General features: G+C 71.6%; 6 protein-coding genes. 5 read left to right on the forward strand and 1 reads right to left on the reverse strand.

Annotation, left to right across the window (positions count from 1 at the left end; translation table 11 throughout):
* Positions 1-5: 5 nt before the first annotated feature.
* Positions 6-824: an FkbM family methyltransferase gene (locus ACQUSR_RS07275; protein ID WP_431041729.1), complete on the reverse strand. Its 819-nt coding sequence runs from the start codon at positions 822-824 to the stop codon at positions 6-8.
* Between the two features lie 584 nt (positions 825-1,408).
* On the opposite strand from ACQUSR_RS07275, the gene ACQUSR_RS07280 reads away from it, so the two are divergent.
* The 5 genes from ACQUSR_RS07280 to ACQUSR_RS07300 all read left to right on the forward strand — a co-directional run bounded on the left by ACQUSR_RS07280 (position 1,409) and on the right by ACQUSR_RS07300 (position 8,803).
* Entirely contained in the window at positions 1,409-2,215 is an 807-nt protein-coding gene (locus ACQUSR_RS07280) for an alpha/beta fold hydrolase (RefSeq protein ID WP_431041730.1), read from the forward strand.
* Between the two features lie 132 nt (positions 2,216-2,347).
* The gene (locus tag ACQUSR_RS07285) at positions 2,348-4,243 is read left to right on the forward strand and encodes an ABC transporter ATP-binding protein (protein WP_431047432.1); all 1,896 of its coding nucleotides are present in this window, start codon (positions 2,348-2,350) and stop codon (positions 4,241-4,243) included.
* 165 nt (positions 4,244-4,408) lie between these two features.
* Entirely contained in the window at positions 4,409-5,116 is a 708-nt protein-coding gene (locus tag ACQUSR_RS07290) for an ABC transporter ATP-binding protein (RefSeq protein WP_431041731.1), read from the forward strand.
* The gene (locus tag ACQUSR_RS07295) at positions 5,113-7,446 is read left to right on the forward strand and encodes an FtsX-like permease family protein (protein WP_431041732.1); all 2,334 of its coding nucleotides are present in this window, start codon (positions 5,113-5,115) and stop codon (positions 7,444-7,446) included. Before ACQUSR_RS07290 ends, ACQUSR_RS07295 begins: the two co-directional genes overlap by 4 nt.
* A 292-nt stretch (positions 7,447-7,738) precedes the next feature.
* Positions 7,739-8,803: a threonine ammonia-lyase gene (locus ACQUSR_RS07300; protein WP_431041733.1), complete on the forward strand. Its 1,065-nt coding sequence runs from the start codon at positions 7,739-7,741 to the stop codon at positions 8,801-8,803.
* Positions 8,804-9,017 lie beyond the last annotated feature (214 nt).

The raw sequence follows: 9,017 nt of genomic DNA on the forward strand, positions 1-9,017 counted from the left end.
GGCGTCTACTCCTGCGGGAACCGGGACGGCTGCGCGCGGAAGAGGTAGGTACGGCAGTCCTCGGTGACTCCGACGGTGCGCTGCCAGCCCCGCGCGCCCCATCGGTACTGGCGGTAGCCCAGGCTGGCGGTCAGGCTGCGGGCGAGGGAACCGAGGTCGGAGCAGTGGCCCGCCCGGTGCCGCGCCTCGGTCCGCACCAGCAGTGCCGGGCGGTCGCGTAGCAGCGTATGGAAGCCCCCCGTCAGCATCCTGCGCCCGGCGCTCCCGGCGTCGACCTTGATGAAGTCGACCCGCTCCAGGCCCAGCCACCGGCTCACGCCGTCCAGCGTCTGCACCGGTACGGGCGCCGGGCGGGGAGACGGCGCACCGGCCTGCCGCGACCCACAGGCCGCTCGCCGTTCGCACGGGCCGGCCGGTGACCGGCAGCGGCCCGGGCCGGGCGTCATGCCGTGCACGGCGCACTGATGGCCGAGCGCGCCGACGGCGATGCGGTGCACCGTGACGTTCTCGCAACCCAGCACGGTGGCCGTGGCGGTCTGCCACCGGGCCGCGCGTTCCAGCGGCTCGAAGCAGTGCACCCGCCCCTTCGGGCCCGCGAGGGCGGACAGGGCCACGGTGTACGTGGTGCGTGCGTCACCGATCGCCACGCACACCGCGCCGGGAGGCACCACGGAGCGCAGACCGGCCAGCTCGTCATCCACGCCCGGCAGCCACCGGGCCGCCCAGCGCACCACCCGCGCCGCGGACGTGGCGCGGAGGCCCGGGTAGCGGGATCCGTCCCGCGTGGCCCATGCGCGCCCGCCGGATGGCAGATTGGAGTTCATCCGCGACCTTTCTGACAAGGCGTTGATCCAGGTGAGAAGCGGGGACAGCGGCGCCGGTGCCGAGGTGCCGCGGCGCTGTTCTGCGAGAGCGTCCGCGCTGGAATCTTTCAAAGGCCGCTGCGCGTACCGGAGAAGAAGGGCAGGCGATGCCGTGGGCCGGTCCGCCGGATCGGTCGCAACGCCGCGCCTGCGCGGGGCACGCCTCCCTGCCTGGAATGATCGACGCGCCATCATTCCAGCAATCCGAGGGCACTGCCCGGCAGTTCGCACCAGGGTGGCCGACCTGCGCCCCTCCGCCGCGGCGGTCCCCGGCCTCTGTCCGACGGTCGCCGAACGCCGTGCGCACGACCCGGCGCCGGTTCGTTCAACTGCGCGGAGTCGTCAGTTGAACGGTCGAGGATCGACCGGATGATCGACTGGATGATACTGATCAAGTCGTCATTCCATGCCCCGGGCGCACCGCATCGCGCCGCCCGGGGGCACAGACGCGGGCTCGCGCGTCCGTCACCGACAGGCTGACGACCAACCGCCGGCCCGCGTCCTGAACACCTCCGCCACCGGCAGTGAAACGAGTCGGGGAAGCCATGCCTTTCGTCAACACCAATGGGATCCGGCTCGCTTACGAGCGCCAGGGCCACGGGGAACCCGTCCTACTCATCATGGGCTCCGGGGCCGCGGGCCGGGCCTGGACCATGCACCAAACACCGGCGCTGAACGCGGCCGGCTACGAGACGATCACGTTCGACAACCGGGGGATCGCAGGGTCCGATGCTCCGCCCGGCATGTACACGCTGGACGAGATGGTCGCCGATACCGCCGGCCTGATGGAGGCACTGGACCTCGGCCCGAGCCGCGTCGTCGGCACGTCGATGGGGGCGATGATCGCGCAGGAGCTGGCCCTCGGCCGACCGGACCTCGTGCGGTCCGCGGTCCTGATGTCCACCAGGGCGAGGTCGGACGCGCTGCGCCGGGCGCTGTCCGCCGCGGATCGCGCGCTGCGCGAGAGCGGAGTGACGCTGCCCCCCTCGTACGAGGCGCTCCGGACGGTCCTGGAGATGATGTCGCCGACGACCCTCAACGACGAAGCCGCGGTCAGGACCTGGCTGGAGATCTTCGAACTGTCCGGCGGCAGCGCGAAGGCCGCCGTCGGTCAGGACTCGGTCTCCGAGTCCCTCGGCGACCGCCGCGAGGCCTTGGGCGGCATCACCGTGCCGTGCCGCGTCATCTCCTTCTCCGACGACCTCATCTGTCCGCCGCACCTGGCCGCCGAGGTGGCCGACGTGATCCCCGGCTGCGACTTGGTGGAGATCCCCGCATGCGGGCACCTCGGGTATCTGGAGCGCCCAGAAGCCGTCAACTCGGCGATCGTCGAGTTCCTCGACAAGCACTGACGGGCCACCCCGTCCGACGGTGTGCACGGCCACGCTGCTGCACACCGTCGGACGGCGACTGCTTGAACACCGTTCCCATCGACCGACGTCGCCGTCGCATGACGTGGGAGAGACACGAAAGCGAGCGTGACCATGCTGGACGGCCCGAGGGGTCTGCGGTTCGACGACGACTCGATCACCAGGCAGAAGGTCAGGCCCGGCACTGTCCGGCGGATCATCCCGTACGCCACGCGCTACCGCATGCTGCTGGTCGTCCTCCTCCTGACCACGGTCGTCAGCGCGGTCATCACGGCGGCCGGCCCCCTGGTCCTCAAGATGGTCATCGATGACGGGATCCTGCCCCGGCGGCTCGGTGTCGTGGTGGGGCTGTGCCTGACGATCGCGGGCCTGGCCCTGGTGGACGCCGCTGCCATGTACGTGCAGACCTGGTGCTCGGGCCGGATCGGCGAGGGTCTCGTCTACGACCTGCGGACCAAGGTGTTCGCGCACGTGCAACGGCAGCCGCTGGCGTTCTTCACGCGGGCGCAGACCGGTGCGCTGGTCAGTCGGCTCAACGCCGACGTCATCGGGGCGCGGCAGGCGGTGACGACGCTGCTGACCGATGCCGTCACGACCGTCCTGACGCTGATCCTCATCCTCGCCACGATGTTCTACCTGTCCTGGCAGATCACCGTCGCCGCACTGCTGGTGATCCCGTTCTTCCTGCTGCCGGTGCGGCTGATCGCGCGCAGGCTGCAGCGGCTCACCCGGGAGACGATGCAGCTTGACGCCGAGATGAGCTCGCTGATGAACGAGCGGTTCAACGTCTCCGGCGCCATGCTCGCCAAGCTCTACGGCCGCACGGACGACGAGAACGGCAGGTTCGCGGCCCGCGCGGGTCGGGTACGCGACGTCGCCGCAGGCGTTGTCCTCTACGGGCGGCTGCTCTTCATCATCGTCACGGTGCTCACCTCGCTCACCACGGCCCTGGTGTACGGCCTCGGCGGCGCCCTCACCATCGACGGCGCCCTGCCCATGGGCACCCTCGTCGCGATGGTGGCGCTGCTGCTCCGGCTCTACGGGCCGATCAACGAGCTATCGAACATGCAGGTCACAGCGATGACCGCGCTGGTCAGCTTCGACCGGGTCTTCGAGATCCTCGACCTCGAACCCCTGGTTTCGGAGCGCCCCGACGCCCGCGCCCTGCCCGAGCCAGGCCCGGACGGCAAGGCACCGGACATCGAGTTCGACCGGGTCACCTTCCGGTACCCCACCGCCGACGAGGTCTCACTCGCCTCCCTGGAGTCGGTCGGGACGCGCACACCGGAACGCGGCGACACGGAGCCGGCGCTGCACGAGTTGAGCTTCCGCGTACCGGCGGGACGGATGACGGCGCTTGTCGGGCCGTCCGGCGCCGGGAAGACGACGATCACCAACCTGGTGCCGCGCCTTTACGACCCGACCTCGGGCAGCATCCGGATCGGCGGGCACGACATCAGCGAGCTGACCCTGCAGTCGCTGCGGGACACGGTCGGCGTGGTGACCCAGGACGCGCACCTCTTCCACGACACCCTGCGGGCCAACCTGATCTACGCCCGCCCCGGGGCCACCGAGCAGGAACTGGTCGACGCCTGCGTGGCCGCGCGCGTGTGGGACACCGTCAGTGCCCTGCCGGACGGCCTCGACACGGTGGTCGGGGACCGTGGCTACCGCCTCTCCGGCGGTGAGAAACAGCGGATCTCCCTGGCCCGGCTGCTCCTGAAGGCCCCTCCGGTCGTGGTCCTGGACGAGGCGACCGCCCACCTGGACTCGGAGTCCGAGGCGGCGATCCAGCGCGCCCTGAAGACCGCCCTGGCGGGCCGGACATCCCTGGTGATCGCACACCGCCTGTCCACGATCCGTGAGGCCGACCAGATCCTCGTCGTGGAGGACGGTCGGATCCGGGAGGGCGGCACCCACGAGGAGCTGCTCGCCGCGGATGGGCTCTACGCGCAGCTGTACCGCACCCAGTTCACGCAGCAGGCGCCCGACGGTGCCGAGGTGCGCTGAGGTCCATCGACTACCGCGCCACGGCCCCCGGGGGAAGTTCCCCGGGGGCCGTGGCGCGCGATCGTCGGCCGCGCGCGACGGACGTACATCGCAAGGATGACCCCTTAGCCGAATTACCTCCCGGGGCCGACGTCCGCCCCCCGCGGCCCGGCCTAACGTCGCAGCATGACCAGTGAGAACAGCGCTGACCAGGTCGTCGTACGGCTGGACGGTGTGCGCAAGGAGTACGGGCATGCCGTCGCCCTCAACGACGTGTCGATCGAGATCCGGGAGGGCGAGTCGGTCGCGGTGATGGGACCGTCGGGCTGTGGCAAGTCCACCCTGCTGAACATGGTCGCGGGCCTCGACCGCCCCACCGCAGGGACGGTCAACGTCCATGGCGACGACCTGGGCAGCCTCAACGAGACGGGCCTGGCGCTGTTCCGCCGTCGGCGGATCGGCATGGTCTTCCAGTTCTTCAACCTGCTCGACGACCTGACGGCCCTTGACAACGTGGCGCTCGCCGGGCAGCTCTCCGGCACCTCTGCCCGGCAGTCCCGCAAGCGTGCGCTGGAGCTCCTCGACGAGCTCGGCGTCGCGGACCGCAGGAACAACTACCCGGCGACGCTCAGCGGCGGCCAGCGCCAGCGGGTCGCGGTGGCCCGGGCGCTGATGAACAAGCCGTCCCTGCTGCTTGCGGACGAGCCGACCGGCGCCCTGGACCGGCAGAGCGGCGAGCAGGTGATGGAGCTGCTGCTCGACCTCAACCGGATCGGCCAGACGCTGCTCATCGTCACGCACGACCCGCGCCTCGCCGAGCGGTGCGCGACCCGCCTCGTCGAGTTCGAGGACGGCCGGATCGCCCGCGAGAACATCCTGGAGCGGGCCGCATGAGCGCCGTATGGCAAGCCGCGCGGGCCGCGGTCAGACGCCGCCGGCTGCAGACCGCCGTCATCGGCCTCGTCGTCCTGCTGTCCTCGGCCACCATGGTCATCGCCATGGGGCTGCTCGACTCCACGAGCCGCCCCTTCGACCGGGCCTTCGGCAAGCAGCGCGGCGCGCACGCCGTCGCCGCCTTCGACAGCGGCAAGGTCTCCGCGGACCAGCTCACCGCGACCGCCCGGAAGTCGGGCGTCGAGGCCGCCGCGGGCCCCTTCGAGCAGGCCTCGGTGAGCCCGGCCCGGGGCAGCGTCCCCTTCCTGGTGGGCCCGCTCACCGTGGTGGGCCGGGCCGATGCGGGCGGTCCGGTGGACAAGGTCCGCGTGTGGGACGGCCGTTGGGCCGACAAGCCCGGCGAGATCGTGGTGAACCTGTCCCCGCCCGCCAACGGCGGCGGCTCGCCGATCCCCCTGGGCGGCAAGGTGGTGACCCCGGAGGGCACGAAGCTCACCATCGTCGGCTTCGCCTACACCATGAGCCGGACCGCCGACGCCTGGGTCGTGCCCGAACAGATGACGGCGATGCACCCGACCGCCCGGCAGATGCTGTACCGGTTCTCGTCGGCGTCGACGAAGGCCGACGTCGGTCACGGCATCGAGAAGGCCACGGCGGGGCTGCCGAGGAGCTCGCTGGTCGCCACGCAGTCGTACCTCACGGTCAAGAAGGACGTGGCCTCCGGGCCGGGCGTGTACGTGCCCTTCCTGATGGTCTTCGGCATCCTCGGCCTGATCGTCTCCGCCGTGATCGTCGCCAACGTCATCAGCGGTGCCGTCGTCTCCGGCTTCCGGCACATCGGCGTCCTCAAGTCCCTTGGGTTCACGCCGCGCCAGGTGGTCGGGATCTACCTCCTCATGGTCTCGCTGCCCGCGGTGATCGGCTGCGCCCTGGGCACCCTCGGCGGTGTCCTCGCCATGGATCCGCTGCTGAACAGCGCGTTCCAGGGGACGGACATGGACCTCAGCGAAGTCTCGGTCAGCTGGTGGGTGCCCGTGGCCGCCCTGGTGGGCATGCCACTCCTCGTCGTCCTGGCGGCGGGCGTCCCGGCGATGCGGGCCCACCGGCTCTCCGCGGCCGAGGCGATCAGCGCGGGCAGCGCGCCGCGCCGGGGCCGAGGCCTGCGGATCCAGCGCCGCCTGAGCGGCAGCCCGCTGCCGCGCCCGGTCAGCCTCGGTCTGGGGCAGCCCTTCGCCCGGCCCGGCCGTGCCGCGATGACGCTGGTGGCCGTCCTCCTCGGGGTGACCACCGCGACCTTCGCGACCGGTCTGGCCAGTACGGTCAGCAAGTTCGGGAAGGCCACGACCCCCTCGTCCGCCGCGCAGCTCGTGGTCCAGCCCGGCCAGCCGCAGTTCGGCCAGAAGGCACCCAAGCTGGACGACGCGCGGACCGAGAAGACGCTGCGGGCCCTGCCAGGCACCAAGAACGTGACGGTCGACGTGCACGTGCCGGTCGCCATCACGGGCTCCAAGAAGGTCGACGCCGAGTTCTGGCGCGGGGACACCTCCACGCTCGACTTCACGGACCAGATCGTGAAGGGGCACTGGATCGAGGGGCCCCAGCAGGTCGCCGCGTCCACGGCGTTCCTGCACGCGCGGGGCCTGCACGTCGGTGACCGGCTGACCATGGAGGTGGGCGGCAAGTCGACCCGCGTCACCGTCGTCGCCTCGCTGATGAGCCACGGCGACCTGCTCTACGCGGACTGGCGGGCGCTGTCCGCCATGGACGTGGATCTCAAGCAGGTCAACTCCCGTTTCCAGTACCTGGTGCAGGTCAACTCCGGCACGGACGTCTCCCAGTTCAGCAAGGCGGTGCGGTCGGCGGACCCGGGCCTCTACCCGCGCCCGAACGACGTCTCGGCCACCTTCACCACGTCCGTCGTCAGCCTGTCCGTGGTCCTCACCCTCATGCTGGCCATCGTCGCGGGGCTCGGGGTGTTCAACACGGTCGTGCTCAACACCCGTGAGCGCCGCCGCGATCTGGGCACGCTGCAGTCGCTCGGCATGACGCCCCGTCAGGTAATCGGCATGACGGTGACGTCGATGGCGGCGGTCGGGGCGATCGGCGGTCTGGTCGGGCTTCCCCTGGGCGTCCTCGCCCACCGCGCCATCGTGCCGATCGTGGGCGACGTGGCGAAGGTCGACCTGCCCGCGCGCATGATGGACGTGTGGCAGGCACCGGTCCTGCTGCTCCTGGGCCTCACCGGCATCGTGATCGCGGTCCTGGGAGCGTTCTTCCCGGCACGCTCGACGACCCGGATGGCCACCGCGGAAGCGCTGCGCAGCGAATGACGGGCAGGGTTTTCCTGCACCCCCTTCAGGAAAACCCTGCGACCACGGATGCCGACCACCAACCGGTGGTCGGCATCCGCGCGTTCACCGCGGCTCCTGCGCACCTTCCGAACCGAAAGCAGACATGCCAGCATGACACGCACATCTGCCCTCCAAAGGGTTTTCTGAAAAGCCGCGTTGCCATCGTCGCGCGGTCGCGCCGTCCCTGTCGCGGCCGCTTGCAACGGCATTACCGTCCGTCCTTTTCCGGAACCGCACGCGGCATCGAATTTCTGGCATTCATGGAGAGTTCATGGGCATCGGTCAAGCGCGCGAGCATGCGCCCGCAGACAGCAAGACGAGCGGCTCGGGCAGCAGGGAGGAGGGTGCGCGCCTCGACCGCGCAGCCGTCGAACAGGCCGGGCGGCGCCTGGCCGACCGGGTGTGGCGGACGCCGGTCATACGCTGCGACCAGCTGGACGCCCGCAGCGGCGCACGCCTGTGGCTGAAGGCGGAGAACCTGCAGCGCGGCGGCTCGTTCAAGGTGCGCGGGGCGCTCCTTGCGGTGGAGCACCTCGCCGCGTCCGGCAGCCGCGGGGTGATCGCGCAGAGCACCGGCAACCACGCGATCGCGGTCGCCTTCGCGGCCCGGCAGTACGGCCTTCCGGCCATCATGGTCCTCCCGTCCGACGCCCCGCCTGCCAAGATCCACCGGATCCGGGAGGCCGGTGCCCAGGTCGTGACGGCCGGCACCCTGCTCGCCGACCGGGTGGCCGCCGTGGCGGAACTGCGCGAGCTGCACGGCTACGACGTCATCGACCCGTACCAGAACCCGCACGTGGTCGCGGGCCAGGGGACCGCCACAGCCGAACTGCTCGACCAGACGGCGGCGGAGGGCGTGCACCTGGACGCGGTGGTGGTCCCGATCGGCGGCGGCAGCGCCATCGCCGGCGCCTGCCTGACGGCCGAGGGGCGCGGGGTGTCCGTGGTCGGGGCCGAGCCGCAGGCCGTGCCCGCGCTCACCACGGCGCTGCGCGCGCACCGGCCGGTAACCGTGTCCGCGCGGCACACCATCGCCGACGGGCTGCGCCCCGACCGGATCGGCGCCCTGCCGTTCGCCCTCGCCCACCGGGCCGTGGCCGCGGTCGAGACGGTGTCGGAGGAGGCCATCGCCGACGCGATGCGGGCCGCGTTCCTGCACGCCCGCCTGGTGATCGAGCCCGCGGCGGCCACCGCGCTCGCCGCCGCGCTGGAGCACGCGTCCCGCCACGGGGCGGACGTCGGAGTGCTGCTCAGCGGCGGGAACGTCGAGCCGAGCCTGGTCGCCTCGCTGCTGACCGGCCAGGAGCCCTTTGCCCCGCACACCGCGACGGTCTGAGGCGCCCGCGGAACCTGGCTCAGGGGAACAAGGAGCGGCAGCGAAAGGCACGTCGAGCCGCCGCCGGTAAGGGCGGCGGCAGGCAGCAGCACAGGCAGCACAAGCGGAGCGGGCCGGGCGCCCGACGACACGGAGGTCGTCGAGGCGCCCGGCCCGCTCAGGCATGTCCGCCGGTGCCGCGCGGCGGCGGGCGCCGCGCGGCAGCCGTCAGTCG

The organism is Streptomyces sp. P1-3, assembly GCF_050613155.1.
Lineage (GTDB): Bacteria > Actinomycetota > Actinomycetes > Streptomycetales > Streptomycetaceae > Streptomyces.

Bases quoted from the DNA above. Each gene is read 5' to 3' on its own strand.
- ACQUSR_RS07275 (WP_431041729.1), bottom strand. From the start codon at position 824: ATGAACTCCAATCTGCCATCCGGCGGGCGCGCATGGGCCACGCGGGAC.
- ACQUSR_RS07280 (WP_431041730.1), top strand. From the start codon at position 1,409: ATGCCTTTCGTCAACACCAATGGGATCCGGCTCGCTTACGAGCGCCAG.
- ACQUSR_RS07285 (WP_431047432.1), top strand. From the start codon at position 2,348: ATGCTGGACGGCCCGAGGGGTCTGCGGTTCGACGACGACTCGATCACC.
- ACQUSR_RS07290 (WP_431041731.1), top strand. From the start codon at position 4,409: ATGACCAGTGAGAACAGCGCTGACCAGGTCGTCGTACGGCTGGACGGT.
- ACQUSR_RS07295 (WP_431041732.1), top strand. From the start codon at position 5,113: ATGAGCGCCGTATGGCAAGCCGCGCGGGCCGCGGTCAGACGCCGCCGG.
- ACQUSR_RS07300 (WP_431041733.1), top strand. From the start codon at position 7,739: ATGGGCATCGGTCAAGCGCGCGAGCATGCGCCCGCAGACAGCAAGACG.